Consider the following 17,413-nt stretch of genomic DNA (forward strand, 5'->3'; position numbering starts at 1 on the left):
ATGAGCAACCCCCTTGATCTCAGCCTGGACGGTGTAGAACGCCGCTCGCTGGCCGACTTCACCGAAAGTGCCTACCTCAACTACTCCATGTACGTGATCATGGACCGTGCCTTGCCGCATATCGGCGACGGCCTGAAACCGGTGCAGCGTCGCATCATTTATGCGATGAGCGAGTTGGGCCTGGACGCCGATTCCAAGCACAAGAAGTCGGCGCGTACCGTCGGCGACGTGCTCGGTAAATTCCACCCGCACGGTGACTCGGCGTGCTACGAAGCGATGGTGCTGATGGCCCAGCCATTCAGCTATCGCTATACGCTGGTCGACGGTCAGGGTAACTGGGGTGCGCCGGACGATCCGAAGTCCTTCGCCGCCATGCGTTACACCGAAGCGCGTCTGTCGCGTTATTCCGAAGTGCTGCTCAGCGAACTCGGCCAGGGCACTGCCGACTGGGGGCCGAACTTCGACGGCACCCTGCAGGAGCCGCTGGTGCTGCCGGCGCGCCTGCCGAACATTCTGCTCAACGGCACCACCGGTATCGCCGTGGGCATGGCCACCGACGTGCCGCCGCACAACCTGCGCGAAGTCGCCACCGCGTGCGTGCGCCTGCTCGATGAGCCGAAAGCCACGGTCGAGCAACTCTGCGAACACATTCAAGGCCCGGACTATCCGACCGAAGCAGAAATCATCACCCCGCGCGCCGACCTGCTGAAGATGTACGAAACCGGCAAGGGCTCGGTGCGCATGCGCGCCGTCTACCACGTCGAGGACGGCGACATCATCGTCACCGCGCTGCCGCACCAGGTGTCCGGTGCCAAGGTGCTGGAGCAGATCGCCGCGCTGATGCAGGCCAAACCGTCAAAAGCCCCGCAGATCGCTGACCTGCGCGACGAATCCGACCACGAAAACCCGTGCCGCATCGTGATCATTCCGGTCAACAGCCGCGTCGATCACGAAGCGCTGATGCAGCACCTGTTCGCCAGCACCGAGCTGGAGTCGACCTACCGGGTCAACGTCAACATCATCGGTCTGGACGGCAAACCACAGCTGAAAAACCTCCGTGCCTTGCTGGTCGAGTGGCTGGAATTCCGCGTGCTGACCGTGCGTCGCCGCCTGCAATTCCGCCTCGACAAGGTCGAGCGTCGTCTGCACCTGTTGGACGGTTTGTTGATTGCCTACCTCAACCTCGATGAAGTGATCCACATCATCCGCACCGAGGAGCATCCGAAGGCCAAGCTGATCGAGCGTTTCGCCCTCAGCGAAATTCAGGCCGACTACATCCTCGACACCCGTCTGCGGCAGTTGGCGCGACTGGAAGAGATGAAGTTGCGCGACGAGCAGGACGAACTGCTCAAGGAACAAGCCAAGCTGCAAGCGCTGCTGGGCAGCGAAGCCAAGCTGAAGAAGCTGGTGCGCACCGAACTGCTGAAAGACGCTGAAACTTACGGCGATGACCGTCGCTCGCCAATCGTCGAGCGTGCAGAAGCCAAGGCGCTGACCGAGCACGATCTGCTGCCGAACGAGAAAGTCACCGTGGTGCTGTCGGAAAAAGGCTGGATCCGTTCGGCCAAAGGTCATGACATTGATGCTACCGGCCTGTCGTACAAGGCCGGCGACGGCTTCAAGACCTCGGCGGCGGGGCGCTCCAACCAGTCTGCCGTGGTGATTGACTCTACCGGCCGCAGCTATTCGGTCGCCGCGCACACGTTGCCGTCGGCGCGTGGTCAGGGTGAACCGTTGACCGGTCGTCTGACGCCGCCGCCGGGCGCCTCGTTCGAGTGTGTGCTGATGCCGGAAGACGATGCGTTGTACGTGATCGCCTCCGACGCCGGTTACGGCTTCGTGGTCAAAGGCGAAGACCTGCAAGCCAAGAACAAGGCCGGTAAAGCCCTGTTGAGCCTGCCGAACAACGCCAAAGTCATCGCGCCGCGTCCGGTAGCTGATCGTGAGCACAACTGGCTGGCCTCGGTCACGACCGAAGGTCGCCTGCTGATCTTCAAAATCAGCGATCTGCCACAATTAGGTAAGGGCAAAGGCAACAAGATCATCGGCATTTCCGGTGAGCGCGTGGCCAGTCGCGAAGAATATGTCACGGACATCGCGGTCATTCCGGAAGGCGCCACGTTGGTGCTGCAGGCCGGAAAACGCACCCTGTCGCTGAAGGCCGACGACCTCGAACACTACAAAGGTGAACGTGGACGTCGTGGCAACAAGCTTCCAAGGGGCTTCCAGAGAGTGGATGCGCTGCTCGTCGAAAACCTCAATTAGGCGTCCTAGAGGCGTCGATCCACGATTTAACGCGTAGATCGACGCTTTGGCGCTGGAGTCGGAACGCATATTCACGGATGATATGGCCTTTCCAAGCGCCGGCGTGGCTGAGCGTTCTTCATATTTATTGAGTATTTTCACTGTGGTCAGCCTTGTGGCGGCCACCTGGACGGGATGATGACAGCTCTGCGCCCCCTTATTTTCCTGCTCGCCGGCGTTTTGGGCCTGGCGGGTTGCAGCGTTCACCAGCCGGTGTCGCTGTATCAACTGGACAGCGGAAGTCCGGTTCAGCCTGCGCAAAGCGCAGGCATGGCGGTTTTGTTAGGCCCGGTAGTCGTAGCCGATTACCTGCAACGTGAAACATTACTGCAACGTCAACCAGACGGCAGTCTGCAAGCGGCGACCGACGGTCGTTGGGCTGGCAGCCTTTCGTCGGATATCGATCAGTTGCTGATGCGTCAGGTCGCTGGCCATCTGGACAGCCAACGTGTGGTGCTGGCACCGGCCACAACGGGGTTCACTCCGGATGTGCAGGTGTTGTTGACCATTACGCGTCTGGACTCTGGCCAGAAACAACCGGCGATACTTGATGCGCAATGGCGTTTGATCGACCGCCGTGGTCAGGTGCGCGATAACCGCATCGTTCACCTGCAAGAGCTGCATGCCGGCAGTACGGCTTCGCAGGTGCAGGCACAGGGTATTTTGCTGCAGCGTCTGGCCGAGCAATTGTCGGTGGCGCTGAAGCCGTTGGCCAATCAGCCGCCGGTGGCCGAGGCGCCGCGTAAATCGGCACCGAAGCCGGCGGCGCCAGCAGCGGAAGCCGAGAAGCAGCCGAAGATTCCGATGGCCTCACCGATTCGGACAGATATGGAAGTGTTCCGCTTCTAAGCCTGGACCGAGTCAGAACAGAGCCCGCCTTGTGCGGGCTTTGTTGTGTCTGGGGGTTCTGCGTGAAAGATCAAAAGCCCCTCACCCCAGCCCTCTCCCCGAGGGAGAGGGAGCCGACCGAGGTGTCTGGCGCTATGCATCGACCTGAAAGAGCTTGGCGATTATGGATTCGGTAGAGCAGGGGCGACCGTGGTGTCTGGCGTTATATATCGACCTGAAAGATCTTGGCGATTATGGATTCACCGCTGGGCGTTCAAGTCGCTGTAGGTCTTCAGTATTCCCGGATCGGTTCCCTCTCCCTCCGGGAGAGGGCTAGGGTGAGGGGCTTTTCTATTACCTACAAAAAAGCCCGCAGACAATCACTCGTCTGCGAGCCTTATGTTTAGCAGCGAAAAGATCGCAGCCTTCGGCAGCTCCTACAACTTAAGCCCGACGCTCATGCATCCGCGCCAGTTGCCGTTCCAGCATCGACGGATAAGGCTCCATCAACCGCTCTACACAGCAGGCACCCTCAGGGCTGGCAATCGGGCGGATCCGCGCACGCTGGCGAATCAGCGCGTCATCACTGATCTTGCGCTCAACCAGCAGCAGGTTGCGGCTGTGCTGCGACAAGGCCAGTGCGTCCTGTGCCGAATCGGTCAGCAGCAGATCGATCTGGCTCAGGCCGAACAATTCATCGCCCAAGGTCAGGCCCAGTTGCAATTGCAGGGTGATGCCGCTGTCCGCGACCTCAATCTGCAGCTGATGGCCCAACGCGCGCAGCAGCTCGCCGCAGCAGATCGCGTTGGTCAGGTAATCATCGCCACTGTCTTCGGTGTGAAACAGCATCAGCGTGCTGCCGTCGTTCAGGGTTTCGATTTCGCCCTGATACAGCGAAGCGGCCTGGTCGAGGCAGTCGCGATAGCGCTCCTGCAACTCTTCCAGACGTGCCCGTGGCAAGCGGCGCAGTTGCTCCTGCGAGCCCAGTTGCACGGCCAGCACGGCGGTGTGCTGCGGCACGCTTGGCGACGGTTGGCGGACGACAGGTTGCGGCGCGCCATTGAGCGACTCGTCGCGCAGGTCGGCGAATGCGTCATCGTCATCATCGTCTTCGACGGTGCTGACCAGATGTCGCGGTGCAGGCTTCTGCGCGGCCATCGGACGGGTTTCGTCGAAACTCGGATCACGCAAGTTGCGTACCTCGAATTCCGGCTCGTCTTCTTCGTCCTCGAATTCCGGCTCCGGTTCAGGTGCAGGCTCCGGCGCGTAGTTGGCGTGCAGCTGACGCGCCAGATCGCCGATTTCATCCTGACGGTCGATGCCCGGCGTGTGTTCGTCGATGCGGCGCAACCAGACGCGCAGTTGCAGCAACGGCGTCGACAGGTAGCGGCCCATGCGCAGGCTCAGGGCCAGCGACAGCGCCAACAGGATCCCGCTGAGAATGCCCATACTTTGCAGGCTGATGGTCATCGGCTGCTGAAACTGATCCATGTCCAGACTGATGCGCAGTTGCCCGGCAGTGACGTCCTGGAAAGTGATCTTGCTCTCGTACATGCCCTCGGCTTCGCCCAGCAGGCTGTGCTTGGGGCGCTGACCGGACTCGGCGAGGATGCGGTTATCCACGCTGTAGATCGCCGCGTGGGCCACCAGTTTGTTCTTGGTCAGGTTGTTGAGCAGCACGTTGAGGCTGAGGATGTCGTTGGACACCAACAGCTCCGTGGCAGAGGTCGCGGTCTGCGTAGTCAGGCTTTCGCCCAGCGCATCGGCCTGCTGGTGCATGGCCTGCTTGAATTGCAAACCCATCACGCCGGCATAGATCACCAGGGCCAGAGCGACCAGGATCACGTTATGGCTGGCAATGCGCAATGCAATCGGTACACGGCGGTGGCGCAGTGCACGGAAGATCAGCAGGAAGAAGTTATCGGTTTTAACTGGCGTTGGCCGGTTCACTGAGCTCGGCTCTTTTGTCCGTGAAGTTGACGCGCAGTATAGCGACAGGCCCTAGACCGGCAAAGCGCTCGCGGTGCCCGATGGTCACTGAAAGTGGGTAGAATGCGGTTTTTTTCCAGTTGCGGGGGTGCGCGTTGCGCGAAATCGTCCTGATTAACATCACGGGAGTCGACCGTCCGGGTCTGACTGCGGCCATTACCGGCGTTCTGGCACAAGGTGGTGTGAACATTCTCGACATCGGTCAGGCGGTGATCCACGACACCCTGTCGTTCGGCATCCTGGTCGAAATCCCCGATTCCGAGCAGGGTAAATCCGTGCTCAAGGACATCCTGTTCAAGGGCTATGAGCTCGACCAGCAGGTGCGCTTCACCCCGGTGTCCGAAGAGGATTACCAGCAATGGGTGGGTAATCAGGGCAAGAAACGCCACATCGTTACCTTGCTGACCCGCAAAGTCACCGCCGGCCAGTTGCAGGCCGTCAGCTCGATCACCGCCAAATATGGCTTGAACATCGATCACATCGACCGTCTGTCGGGTCGCATGCCGCTGGACACCCCGGCTGATAAGGGCAAGGGCTGCATCGAGTTTTCCGTGCGTGGCGAAGCGGCTGATCCGCAAGCGCTGCGTGCCGAATTCCTCAGCGTTGCCCAAGAGCTGAACGTCGACATCGCCTTCCAGGAAGATTCGCTGTTCCGTCGCAATCGTCGTCTGGCGGTGTTCGACATGGACTCGACGCTGATCGAAGCCGAGGTCATCGACGAGCTGGCCAAGGCTGCCGGGGTGGGCGAGCAGGTATCTGAAATCACCGAACGCGCCATGGCCGGTGAGCTGGATTTCCGCGCCAGTTTCAAAGAACGTCTGGCTTTGCTTAAAGGTCTGGATGTCAGCGTGCTCGACTCGATCGGCGCTTCCCTGCGCCTGACCGAGGGCGCCGAAACACTGTTCGCCGAACTCAAGCGTCTGGGCTACAAGACCGCCATCCTGTCCGGTGGCTTCACTTATTTCGCCAAGCAATTGCAAGCCAAACTCGGCATCGACTACGTGTTCGCTAACGAGCTGGAAGTGGTCGACGGCAAGTGCACCGGCGTGGCGATCGAGCCGATTGTCGATGCGCAGCGCAAGGCTGATTTGCTCAAAGAGCTGGCGCACAAGGAAGGTTTGCGTCTGGAACAGACCATCGCGGTCGGCGACGGCGCGAATGATTTGCCGATGCTGGCGATTGCCGGGCTGGGCGTGGCGTTCCGCGCCAAGCCGCTGGTGAAACAATCGGCGAAGCAGGCAATCTCGACGTTGGGTCTGGATGGCGTGCTGTATCTGCTGGGTTTCCGCGATCGCGACGGGCAGTTGTAATCAAGATCAAAAGATCGCAGCCTGCGGCAGTTCCTACAGAGGAATATGCGTTTTTCTGTAGGAGCTGCCGCAGGCTGCGATCTTTTGCTTCAAAGTGACTTCCACAACGAATCAAAATCCTCCTCGCTCCCGCCATTGCGCGCAGTCTCCAGCGAGCGATAGGCGAACTGATTGAAGCTGTGTGTACTCGCCACCCGCCGATCCAGCCCGGCGCGGTGCTCTTCGCCCTGAGTGTTGATCATCACCTTGTTGCCTTCCTGAAACGGCAAGCGCGGTGCCAACAGGGTTGCCGGTAGATCGATCGCGCTGATCTCCGGTAACAATAGTCCGCGCAAATACTGACTGTGATCGTCCCGCGAGCGCACCAGTTGCAGGCCGCAAGGCTGGGCATGTGGCGCCACCAGTTCAATACCCATTTGCGTGCCGCCGCCGCGTACCTGGCGGATCCAGCGAATGACCGCGATGCTCCAGCCCAGACTGACACTGTCCTGGATGCCGAGCATTTCTCCGGCCTGCAACTCGGCGGGCACTTCATTTGGCCACGCCAGGCAGTATCCGCCGGGGCTGTGATTGATCACCGGCAGGACATGGGTCGGGTAGTGCGGCGTACTGTCCGTGCCGTTTTCATCCTCGGGCAAATGGTCGTACTGGATTTCCTCGTACGGCAAAAAATCATCAGCCTTGCTCTGCGGTGCCGCGTCGAAGGCCTGGCTCCAACTGTCCTTTTCACCCTTGATCACGGCGCTGCTGAAGTTCGCCGAGCGCGTTCCGGGATGTTTGAGCAGTTCGCTGAAGCTGCGCTCGCCACCGAGGTAGAAGTGCAGAGCGCTCATGCCCACACACACGGTCAGATGGCCCTGGCCGACGGTGCGCTGAAAACTGCGCTCGGCGGCCTGTCCCCAAGTGGCATGCAGGTGCTGCAGGGTATCGAGGCTCAGTCCGGTCGGCACTGGCAGGGGGGGTGAGGTGTGCTGATGCTGCAGATGCGCTTCGATGGCGTTCACCAGCGGCTGCGGATCAAAGCCGAGCAATCCGGCCTGTTCTTCATTTCGAAACATGTTGCGGTAGCGTGGGCCGGCATCGATTGCCGGGCTGATTGCAAACAGGCCTTCGCTCGTACGGCCGGGATGCAATTTGAGCAGGGCACTCCACGGTTCGATTACTTCGGCCAATCGGGCGATCTGGTTTTGCCGCAATTGATTGCAGCGTGCGCTGCCCAGCAGCAGAGCGGCGATGTAAGTCTGTTCGAAACTGAGTTCGGTGGTGAGGCTGGCGAGGTCGTCATGGACCCGGCGCTGTTGGAGCTGCAGTTCGCAGGCGGTGCGATACAGCTGATGCAGTTCGAACCACACATGCTCCGGCGGCGAGCTATACAGCTGCGTGGCGCGCAGCAACTGGCCTTTGAGTGCATGGGCCGCCCGTTGCAGGGCCGTGCTGACCAATGCCGCGCGATCCTTGCTGTACTTCGGCGCAATCCGCAGCACGATCTGTTTATAGCCGATGGCCAGATGGCTTTGCAGCGCCTGGCACAGATTGCTGATTTTGCGCGAACGTTCGTCGAGCATGATCGCTTGATGCAGGAAGTGTCGTTCCAGATGCTGGCAGACGAAATAAACCTCGGGGCGCAACAGCTCCAGCAGGTTGAGGCGGTTGTCGCTGGGTGTGAGCAATTGGTTGAGTTCGCCCAGGCCTTGATACAGCAGGCGAGCGGTTTCGCCGATGTTGGCCTTGGGCAGGCCGGCGATCCAGCGCTTGAGGTCGCGCGGGGTGGCTTCGCAAAACGACAGGCGCGATTGCGTCGGGATCGAGGCGCGCAACGGTGGGGGAGAGATGGTCTGGCTCATGCCAAAAACCATAGCAGCAAATAGTGGAATCTGCGGGACCAGCACAACGCTGCTCCCGCAAAATCTGCATCAGGCTTTTGGCAGCGCCAGGCCTTGGCCCATCTGCACCGGCGAACCTGCCGTCAGCTCTTCAGCCCATTTCACCTGATCCGGCCCAAACAGCACGATGGCGGTCGAACCCAGTTTGAAGCGCCCCAGTTCCGCGCCTTTTTCCAGATGAATAGGCGCACGCGCAGCTTCGTCGTAGCGGAAGGTTTTCAGTTCGCGCTTCGGCGGTGTGACCAGACCGGCCCACACGGTTTCAATCGAAGCGACAATCATCGCGCCCACCAGCACCACGGCCATCGGCCCGCGCTCGGTGTCGAAGATGCACGCCACACGCTCGTTACGGGCGAACAGTTCCGGGACGTTTTCGGCGGTGGTCTGGTTGACCGAGAAAATCCGGCCCGGGATGTAGACCATTTCGCGCAGGGTGCCGGCCAGCGGCATGTGCACGCGGTGGTAGTCCTTTGGCGACAGGTAGATGGTGGCGAAGTCGCCGCCCATGAACGGCGCCGCATTGGCCGCATCACCGCCGAGCAGTTCCAGCACGCTGAAGCTGTGGCCCTTGGCCTGGAACACGCGACCGTGCTCGATCGGGCCGAGCTGGCTGACCGCACCGTCGGCCGGGCTGAGGATCGCGCCCGGGGTTTCGTCCAGCGGACGCGCGCCGTCTTTCAGAGCGCGGGTGAAGAAGGCATTGAAGTGCTCGTAAGCGGTCAGGTCTTCGACCAGTGCTTGCGACATGTCCACCTGGTAACGCTTGGCGAACCACTGGGTAAAGGCATTCTTGAACCAGCGCACGCGGCACTCGGCAATGCAGCCAGCCAGGCGCGACAGCAGGTGATGAGGCAGCAGGTACTGGCTGAGGATAAACAGACGCTCTTTCATTAGTTGTCCTTAAAAACCTTAAATCTCGACGGGCGTGTCAGGGTGGTTGCCCCATTCGCCCCAGGAACCGGCGTAGCCCTTGACCCGCGGATAACCGAGGGATTTGGCCACCAGATAAGTGAAGCCCGACCGGTGATGGGTCTGGCAGTGGGTAATGATTTCTTTGTCCTTGGTGATCCCGAGGTCTTCGAGGATCTGCGGCATGTCAGTGCGAATGCGTAGCTGACGGGCCTTGTCCATGCCGGCAGTCCATTCGAAATTGACCGCGCCGGGGATGTGCCCAGCCTTGGCGGCCAGCACTTTCTCACCGGAATACTCCAGCGGCCCGCGCGCATCCCAGATCGCCAGATCAGCAGCACCGAGACGGCTTTGCAAATATTCGCGCGTGGCAGTCGGCCCGTCGTGCAAGGTCAACGGCAGCGGGCCACCGACGGCTGCAGGCACCTGGATCGACATCGGCATGCCATCTGCCAGCCATGCCGGCAGACCACCGTCTATATAGTGGTACTTGTCGTGACCGATCACGTCGAGCAACCAGATGAAGCGCCCGGCCCAGCCGCCGCCCTCGTCGTCATAGACCACGTAGACCGCATCTTTGCGGTGGCCCAGTTCACCGAACAGAGCTTCCAGATCGGCTTTGGCCGGCAGCAGGCCCGGCGCCGGCGGCTGGCCGAACTGGGTGCGTTTCGGGTCGACAAAGCGTGCGCCGGGCAGATGACCTTCGGTGTAGCGGGCAGCGCTGGTCAGATCCACCAGAATCAGTTCAGGGGAATCGAGGCGCGGGAGCAGGTCGCTCGGCTCGATGACGAGCGGCAAGCCAGAGAAGTCAGACATGTGAGGTCTCCAGAGCACAAAGGGGGGAATTGTAGCGCAGCCTCATCGGCCACGGCTGCTAAAGCTGTGCAGGGCTTTTTCGATGCACTGCGCGGTTTTGCCAAAGGCCTGCACGGTGATGTCGGCGAACGGCCCGCCGCCCTGATCGGCGACGACGATCATGATCACCCGCCCGTTGTTGACCAGTGAACGCAGGAATAGATGCTCGCCGCGAAACAGCGTGCGCAGGCTCGCTGGCAGCAGGGCGGAGAATTGCGCATCGTTCTCTGGAGTGATGCGTACCTGCGCCTGTTGCGCAAGCAGCCGTTGCAGGACCTTGCTCTGACCGACGACAAAATTCAGCGCCGCCGCTTCTTTCGGCAGCCCGGCGGTTTGATGCACGCGCAGATTGGACTGCGTGCGGTCGGCCATCAGGATCATTACGCGGCGCATGCCGCTGGCGACCAATGCGTCGCGAGCGGCGACCGTCAGGCTCATGGCATTGGTGAAGCGGCTCGGTTCTGCGAGCAGTTCGGCGCATTGCTTGCGCCACTGGCCCAGGTCTTCAGCGGTGGGCGCGGCGGCCGGCAACATGCCGGCCGGCAAACGACGGGTGCCCCACGGCCACAGCAACGAAACCGCCGGGTGCCACAAGTCCGGCATCGCATGATGACGCGCGCTGTTGGCGGCTTGCTGGTGCAACTGTTGTTGCACCTCGTCCATGGAAATCTGCAGATACAGGCTGGTCAGGTACTGCCAGCGTTCGCTGTGCGGACTGTCCCAGGCCTGTTGCGCCGACAGTGCCAGACCGTTGGCCAGCAGCACGGTGTTGGCCGGCTGATTGAGCCAGCGGCGCAGGGTCGGATCATCGTCGAGGCGGTTTTGCTGGCGCAGCGGATGTTCGCTGTCACGGGCGATGCGCAGGACTTTGACCAGTTCGCGCTGTTCGCTGAGCAGCAGTTTATAGCCTTGCTGCACCCAGATCGGCAGGTGCCAGACTTGCACCAGCGCCTCGGCGATTTTCAGCAGGCGCACGCCGAACAATTGCTTCTCGACCACGCGCGCCGATTCGCCCTTGTGGATAACCCGCAGTTCCCATTCTTCAAGCAATTGCGGATAGGTCAGCGCCAACGGCCACAGCGGCGACAGAAACAGCAGGCTGCCCCAATGAATGTCCTGCCACAGCCGCGCCAGGCGACTGGCGAAAAAACCGTTGGCCTGTTGCGTCGCGTGCTGGCTGATCATCTGCAATTGGCGCAGGGCCTTGGGGATTTGCATCTGCGGTTCAGCGGGCAGGCGCGCCAGCAGTTCTTCGGTCCGTGCCAGGCCCAGACGATTGATCGCCACCTCGAGATTTTCCGCTGGTGTGGCCATGGTGCCGTGGGTGTGACGATTCGCCTCACGGATGATGCTCAAGGCCAGTGCCGGGCTGTCCTGCATCAGGTCGGCGATGTCGCGCAGCGAGCTGCGATTGTCACGGATCGCCCGGCAGACTTTGTCGTGAGCCTCTTGCGGCACGGGCAGTCGCACGCCATCGAGCAACTTTACCCAGCCGTCGAGCGTGGTCGGTTTTGCGTGTGGGACGTTCGTTTCATTAGCCATGTCTGGACGGGATCTTCACTGACTGTAGACGCGCCCGGCATGGGCTAAATTGGCTTTTCGCCTGAACTGGCTATAGTCTGGCGCAGTTTTGCCGATAAGTAGAAGAAGAGATTTTTTAACTTCCGAATATGACCTTGAACCCGACTTAAGTAAGTACTTTCTACCTATGGCTAAAATTATCGGCATCATCGTCGTATTCGCGAGCGTGCTCGGCGGATACGTGCTCTCCCACGGCAAGATTGCCGCCCTGATCCAGCCCTTTGAGGTGTTAATCATCGGTGGTGCGGCACTGGGTGCATTCCTCCAGGCCAACCCCGGCTACATGACGATGCACGTGCTCAAGAAATCCCTGAGCATGTTCAGTTCGCGCTTCAGCCACACGTTCTATCTGGAAGTGCTCGGGCTGATCTACGAGATCCTCAACAAGAGCCGCCGCGAAGGCATGATGGCCATCGAAGGCGACATCGAAGACGCCGCTGCGAGCCCGATCTTCGCCAAGTACCCGGCGGTGCTCAAAGACGAGCGCATGACCGCGTTCATTTGCGATTACCTGCGCATTATGTCGTCCGGCAACATGGCCCCGCACGAGCTGGAAGGCTTGTTCGACATGGAACTGTACAGCCTCAAGGAAGACCTTGAGCATCCATCCCACGCGGTGAACGGCATCGCCGACGCCATGCCGGGCTTCGGTATCGTCGCGGCGGTACTCGGTATTGTGGTGACCATGGCCTCGCTGGGTGAAGGCGATCAGAAGTCCATCGGTCTGCACGTCGGTGCGGCACTGGTCGGTACCTTCTTCGGTATTCTCGCGGCCTACGGTTTCTTCGGCCCGCTGGCGCACTCCCTGGCGCACGATGCCAAGGAAGAGCTGAACGTCTACGAAGCCATCAAGGCCTCGCTGGTGGCTTCGGCTTCCGGCATGCCGCCATCGCTGGCGGTCGAGTTTGGTCGCAAGGTGCTGTACCCGGCCCACCGTCCAAGCTTTGCCGAGCTGGAACAAGCCGTTCGCGGTCGCTAAGAAATGGAAAATAATCAGCCGATTATCATCAAGCGCGTCAAGCGCATAGCCGGCGGGCATCACGGCGGGGCGTGGAAAATCGCCTTCGCCGACTTCGCCACGGCGATGATGGCGTTCTTCCTGGTGTTGTGGCTGCTGTCTACCGCAACGCCGGAGCAGAAGATCGCCATCGCCGGTTACTTCAAAGACCCGGTCGGCTTCTCTGAAAGCGGTACGCCGTACATCATTGACCTGGGCGGCACGCCGACCCTGGCGCCGGAAAACACCCTCAACCCGGAAGTGAAGTCGCAGCCGCAACCCGACAAGGTCACGGTCGACACCGAGCAGGTTGAAGGCATGGCCGAGCAGGTCGAGAAGGAACGTCTGGAGCTGCTCCTGCAAGAACTGCAGAACAAGGTCGACGAGAACCCGCAACTGCAGAAGTTCAAGGATCAGATTCTCTTCGAGATCACGCCGAACGGCTTGCGCATCCAGATCATGGACGCCGAGAACCGGCCGATGTTCGACTCCGGTTCTGCACGCCTGAAGCCGTACTTCGAAGACATCCTGCTGGCCATGGCTGACACCATCAAAGCCGTGCCGAACAAGATCAGCATCAGCGGCCACACCGATGCCAAGCCTTACACCGGCACGGGCGATTTCGGTAACTGGGAGCTGTCGGCCAACCGTGCCAACGCGGCGCGTCGTGCCTTGATCGCCGGTAGCTATCCGGATGCGCAAGTGGCGCGGGTAGTGGGTTATGCCTCGTCGGCGCTGTTCGACAAGGAAAACCCGTTCAACCCGGTCAACCGCCGCATCGACATTGTGGTGCTGACCAAAAAAGCCCAGGCGGCCATCGAAGGTGCGCAAGGTGCCGATCCGGCAAAACCGGCGGATCAGGGGCAGAACGGTGCTGCTCCGGCAGCGCCTGTCGACCCGAATGCACTGCCGGCGGATCAGCAACCGGTGCCAGCGCACGAACTGCGCGAACGCCTGAACCTGTTCGACGACGCCGCGCCGAAACCGGCCGGGCCGGGGAGTGCGGCGCCAGCGCCTGCTCCCCCAGCCCCCAAGCAGTGATTCACAAAAAGCCACGGTCACCGTGGCTTTTTTGTATCTGCCTGCGTCGCAATGACCAGTCGCAGTTTTCGCAATCACGGAAGATCAGTTATGGAAAGACTCAAAGCCTATTTTCAACGGCATGGCAACGCACCCTTCAAGTTTGGCGAGGGGCGGGTCAGTGGCTATATTTCGGCCACCCTCGGGCTGTTGAGCCTGCTGGCGGTGTTCTGCTTCCTCTTCCCGGAATGGCTGACCACGGCCGAACTGCGCAAGGTCTATGACGAGCAGTTCGCACGCACCACGCTGTTGCTCGGTCTGGTGCTGTCGTTCAGCCTCGGCACCCTGAATATCCTGCTGAACAAACGCAAACGCCTGGGGATTACCGGTCTGGTTGCATCGGGGTTGGCGGTATTTCTCGGTGGTACCAATGTGCAGGTCAGCTCGATCGGGCAGACGCCTTATTCGCTGGGGCTGGACTGGTTTGTGCTGGCGCTGCTGGTGTCGGCCATCGTGTTCATTCCTCTGGAGAAGCTCTACTCCAAGGATCCCGAGCAAAACATCCTGCGCCCCCACTGGCGCACCGACCTGACCTACTTTTTTGTCAGCCACATGCTGGTGCAGTTCATCCTGATCTTCATCACCGCGTCCTCAAGCTACATCGCCGGTTGGGCGGTGTCGCCTGGCTTGCAGGCCAGCGTGCAAAGCCTGCCGTTGCTGGTGCAGTTTCTGCTGGCGATCCTGGTCGCCGATCTCGGTCAGTATTGGCTGCACCGGCTCTACCATGTCGTGCCATGGCTGTGGCGCATTCACGCGGTGCATCACTCCAGCACGCACATGGACTGGCTCGCGGGTTCGCGCGTGCACTTCATCGAAATCCTGCTGACCCGCACCGGGGTGCTGGTGCCGTTGATGCTGCTGGGCTTCGCGCCGCAAGCGCTGAATGCCTATGTGATTCTGGTCGGTGTTCAAGCGGTGCTGGCTCACGCCAACGTGCGGATCAACGGCGGCTGGCTGAACTACCTGATCGTGCTGCCGCGTTATCACCATTGGCACCACGCCCGGCACAAGGACTACATCTACAAAAACTACGCGATCCACACGCCGCTGATCGACATGCTGTTCGGCACGTTCAAGCTGCCGCCGAAAGAGTGGCCGGTGCGTTATGGCGTGTTTGGTAAGGAATTGCCGGGCGGGATTGTGCGTCAGCATCTGTATGCGTTTCGCAAGCCTGAGCCGAAGTAGGTTCGGAGGTTGAAGAAAGCCGCGTTTGATTCGCGGCTTTTTTTTGCCTGCTGTCGATAGGCGGACACACTCTCGCCACCGCACTCATTGATAATATTCCGAGGCAGCTGCCAGTTGTTTTTCTGATGACTGCTGATGAACCTAAACCACCTAAACCACCTAAACGACAAGGAATCGTCACCATGGGAAGTCCAAGCATTTTTTTATTGCAACAGCAGTTTGACCAACTGGTACAACGTATTCCCGGTGAGGGCATCGAGTTTTGGTTTGCTCGCGAGCTGCAAGAGCCTTTGGGTTATGCCCGTTGGGAGAACTTTCTTACGGTTATCCAGCGAGCTATAGCTTCATGTGAAGCCACTGGAGCCGTTGCACAGGATCATTTTCGTGGCGTCACGAAAATGATCGAAGTCGGAAAGGGTGGGCAGCGTGCCATCGACGATTTCATGCTCACTCGTTACGCCTGTTACCTGATCGCTCAGAATGGTGATCCACGTAAGCAGCCCATTGCTTTCGCTCAGAGTTATTTCGCGCTGCAAACACGTAAACAGGAGTTGATTGAAGACCGGATGCGCTTGCAAGCACGGTTTGATGCACGTGATCGCTTGCGTGAGTCTGAAAAGGAACTGTCGCAGAATATCTACGAACGAGGAGTGGACGATGAAGGCTTCGCTCGCATTCGTTCTCGGGGCGATGCCGCACTCTTTGGTGGGCAAACAACGCAAGCGATGAAAGATCGCTATGGCATCGTCAAGAGTCGACCACTGGCGGATTTTCTACCTACGTTGACTATTGCGGCCAAAAACCTCGCGACGGAGATGACCAATCACAATGTACTTCAGGTCGATTTGAAGGGTGAGACGGCTATTGCCAAGGAGCATGTTCAAAACAATCTGAGTGTGCGTGACATGTTGGATCAACGAGGTATCAAACCCGAGGAACTCCCTGTTGAAGAAGACATTCGCAAACTTGAGCGCCGAGTTAAATCACACGAAAAGAGTATTGCGAAACAAGCACCGAAGTTGCCGACTGACTGATTGGCATTCCATTCTGTAGATTTAGCGTGCATAGCAACAAAAGGCCGCGTTTGGTACGCGGCTTTTTGTTGCGTGCTGGTAGGCTCTAGAAACCGCGACGAATCCTGTTTTTCAGTGCGTCGTGAAACACCTCGGCGTTGTGTTTGTTGGTCGTCCGTGTCGACTCGTTACCGGTCTGAACAAATGGTAGGTTTGCATGGGGTTCCTCGGAGGTCGCGAAAGTGCGAAGGGGGAACTGACTGTAGGCATCTGCGTAATGCCTACAAGGTGCTGGCAGCAAAAGAGAAATGTCCTGCAAGCGGGTGTGCGGACGCCTACAGAAACGTCTGTTGTTTAAGCGTTTTAGGGATTTGTCAGGCGTAATCCGACAACCGGCAACCCCGGGTCTCAGGGCCGCCGGTACGGCTATTTAATAACCGTTTTCCGGCAGGCTGGCGATGATCGAGCGGTAGCTGTTCATGCGCTGCTGCTGCACGCGGCCATCTTCCAGCGCCTTGAGCAACGCACAGCCCGGTTCGCGATCATGCTTGCAGTCGCGGAAACGGCAAGTGCCGAGCAAATCATCGAACTCGATGAAACCTGCCTCAACGTCAGCGCGGCTGACGTGGCCCAGGCCAAATTCGCGAATGCCCGGGGAGTCGATCAATTCGCCACCACCGGGGAAGTGGAACAGGCGTGCAGTGGTCGTCGTGTGCGTGCCCTGGCCGGACAGCTCGGACAACGGCCCGACGCGGGTTTCGACTTCAGGCAGCAAGCTGTTGACCAGCGACGACTTGCCGACACCGGACTGGCCGACGAACACGCTGATGCGCCCGTCGAGCTGCTGTTGCAGTTGTTCCATGCCATTGCCGTGGTGCGCCGACACTTCCAGCACCGGATAACCCAGCGTGCGATACACCGCCAGCAGCGCATTGAGCGCCGGGGCGTTCTGCTCGTCGATCAGGTCGAATTTGTTCAGCAGCAACAACGGACGGATGCCCGCATGTTCCGCCGCGACCAGATAGCGGTCGATCAGGTTGGCATGCGGCTCCGGCAGCGGCGCGAAGACGATGACGATCATGTCGACGTTGGCCGCGACCGGTTTGAGCTGACCCCGGCTGTCCGGACGGCACAGTTCGGTGGTGCGCGGCAGTTGCGCGACGATCACCCCGATGCCTTGGTTGCCGGCGCGCCAGACGACCGTGTCGCCGGTCACCAGTGCTGGCAGGTTGGCGCGCAAGTGGCAGCGGAACACTTGGCCGGCCTGATCACCGTCAACCGCCTCGACCTCGACCTGTACACCGAAGTGGGCGATCACCAGACCTGTTTGTTCCGGGCCCAGATCGCCGCCCTCAAGGGCCTCGACCGCCGAGGACTCGCGTTTGGCGGCGCGGGCAGCGCGTTCGCCCTGAATCTTTTCGATGCGCCAGTTTTGACGACGATTGAGTTGGCGTTTGGCCATGGGTGTTCCGTCTGAAG

At 60.1% G+C, this 17,413-nt stretch carries 13 protein-coding genes; 7 read left to right on the plus strand and 6 right to left on the minus strand.

Going from position 1 to position 17,413, the window contains the following annotated elements:
* Both parC and AC3IUF_RS02535 read left to right on the plus strand, forming a co-directional pair.
* Positions 1 to 2,265 carry a DNA topoisomerase IV subunit A gene (parC, locus tag AC3IUF_RS02530; RefSeq protein WP_414893200.1) on the plus strand — a complete coding sequence of 755 codons (2,265 nt, stop codon included), beginning with the start codon at positions 1 to 3 and terminating at the stop codon, positions 2,263 to 2,265.
* Between the two features lie 177 nt (positions 2,266 to 2,442).
* Entirely contained in the window at positions 2,443 to 3,153 is a 711-nt protein-coding gene (locus AC3IUF_RS02535) for a PqiC family protein (RefSeq protein WP_007915780.1), read from the plus strand.
* Between the two features lie 423 nt (positions 3,154 to 3,576).
* On the opposite strand, the gene AC3IUF_RS02540 is transcribed toward AC3IUF_RS02535, so the two are convergent.
* Complete coding sequence (locus tag AC3IUF_RS02540) at positions 3,577 to 5,082, minus strand: AhpA/YtjB family protein (protein WP_007915782.1); 1,506 nt, start codon at positions 5,080 to 5,082, stop codon at positions 3,577 to 3,579.
* A 134-nt stretch (positions 5,083 to 5,216) separates the two neighbouring features.
* On the opposite strand from AC3IUF_RS02540, the gene serB reads away from it, so the two are divergent.
* Positions 5,217 to 6,431 carry a phosphoserine phosphatase SerB gene (gene serB / locus AC3IUF_RS02545; RefSeq protein ID WP_008079219.1) on the plus strand — a complete coding sequence of 405 codons (1,215 nt, stop codon included), beginning with the start codon at positions 5,217 to 5,219 and terminating at the stop codon, positions 6,429 to 6,431.
* Between the two features lie 89 nt (positions 6,432 to 6,520).
* Here the strand turns inward: serB and AC3IUF_RS02550 are convergent, their stop codons facing one another.
* The 4 genes from AC3IUF_RS02550 to AC3IUF_RS02565 form a co-directional block, all read right to left on the minus strand.
* Positions 6,521 to 8,275, minus strand: a complete 1,755-nt coding sequence (locus AC3IUF_RS02550) for a molecular chaperone (protein WP_489280276.1) — start codon at positions 8,273 to 8,275, stop codon at positions 6,521 to 6,523.
* A 69-nt stretch (positions 8,276 to 8,344) separates the two neighbouring features.
* Complete coding sequence (gene asd, locus AC3IUF_RS02555) at positions 8,345 to 9,205, minus strand: archaetidylserine decarboxylase (RefSeq protein ID WP_489280278.1); 861 nt, start codon at positions 9,203 to 9,205, stop codon at positions 8,345 to 8,347.
* Between the two features lie 18 nt (positions 9,206 to 9,223).
* Positions 9,224 to 10,039, minus strand: a complete 816-nt coding sequence (rhdA, locus tag AC3IUF_RS02560; RefSeq protein ID WP_489280280.1) for a thiosulfate sulfurtransferase — start codon at positions 10,037 to 10,039, stop codon at positions 9,224 to 9,226.
* Positions 10,040 to 10,081: 42 nt separating this feature from the next.
* A complete protein-coding gene (locus AC3IUF_RS02565; protein ID WP_007915793.1) occupies positions 10,082 to 11,620 on the minus strand; it encodes an HDOD domain-containing protein in 1,539 nt (512 codons plus the stop codon).
* A gap of 166 nt (positions 11,621 to 11,786) precedes the next feature.
* Here AC3IUF_RS02565 and motA point away from each other — a divergent pair, with 166 nt between their 5' ends.
* The 4 genes from motA to dinD all read left to right on the plus strand — a co-directional run bounded on the left by motA (position 11,787) and on the right by dinD (position 15,955).
* Positions 11,787 to 12,638 (plus strand): flagellar motor stator protein MotA, encoded by an 852-nt coding sequence (gene motA / locus AC3IUF_RS02570; RefSeq protein WP_007915795.1) that lies wholly within the window; start codon positions 11,787 to 11,789, stop codon positions 12,636 to 12,638.
* Positions 12,639 to 12,641: 3 nt separating this feature from the next.
* A complete protein-coding gene (gene motB / locus AC3IUF_RS02575) occupies positions 12,642 to 13,697 on the plus strand; it encodes a flagellar motor protein MotB (RefSeq protein ID WP_007915797.1) in 1,056 nt (351 codons plus the stop codon).
* Positions 13,698 to 13,787: 90 nt separating this feature from the next.
* Positions 13,788 to 14,921, plus strand: coding sequence for a sterol desaturase family protein (locus AC3IUF_RS02580; protein WP_489280282.1), 1,134 nt, complete (start codon positions 13,788 to 13,790; stop codon positions 14,919 to 14,921).
* A gap of 125 nt (positions 14,922 to 15,046) precedes the next feature.
* Positions 15,047 to 15,955, plus strand: coding sequence for a DNA damage-inducible protein D (gene dinD, locus AC3IUF_RS02585; RefSeq protein WP_489280284.1), 909 nt, complete (start codon positions 15,047 to 15,049; stop codon positions 15,953 to 15,955).
* Between the two features lie 409 nt (positions 15,956 to 16,364).
* On the opposite strand, the gene rsgA is transcribed toward dinD, so the two are convergent.
* Positions 16,365 to 17,396: a small ribosomal subunit biogenesis GTPase RsgA gene (gene rsgA / locus AC3IUF_RS02590; RefSeq protein ID WP_034151654.1), complete on the minus strand. Its 1,032-nt coding sequence runs from the start codon at positions 17,394 to 17,396 to the stop codon at positions 16,365 to 16,367.
* Positions 17,397 to 17,413 lie beyond the last annotated feature (17 nt).

It is taken from the genome of Pseudomonas sp. KH_040, from assembly GCF_057839305.1.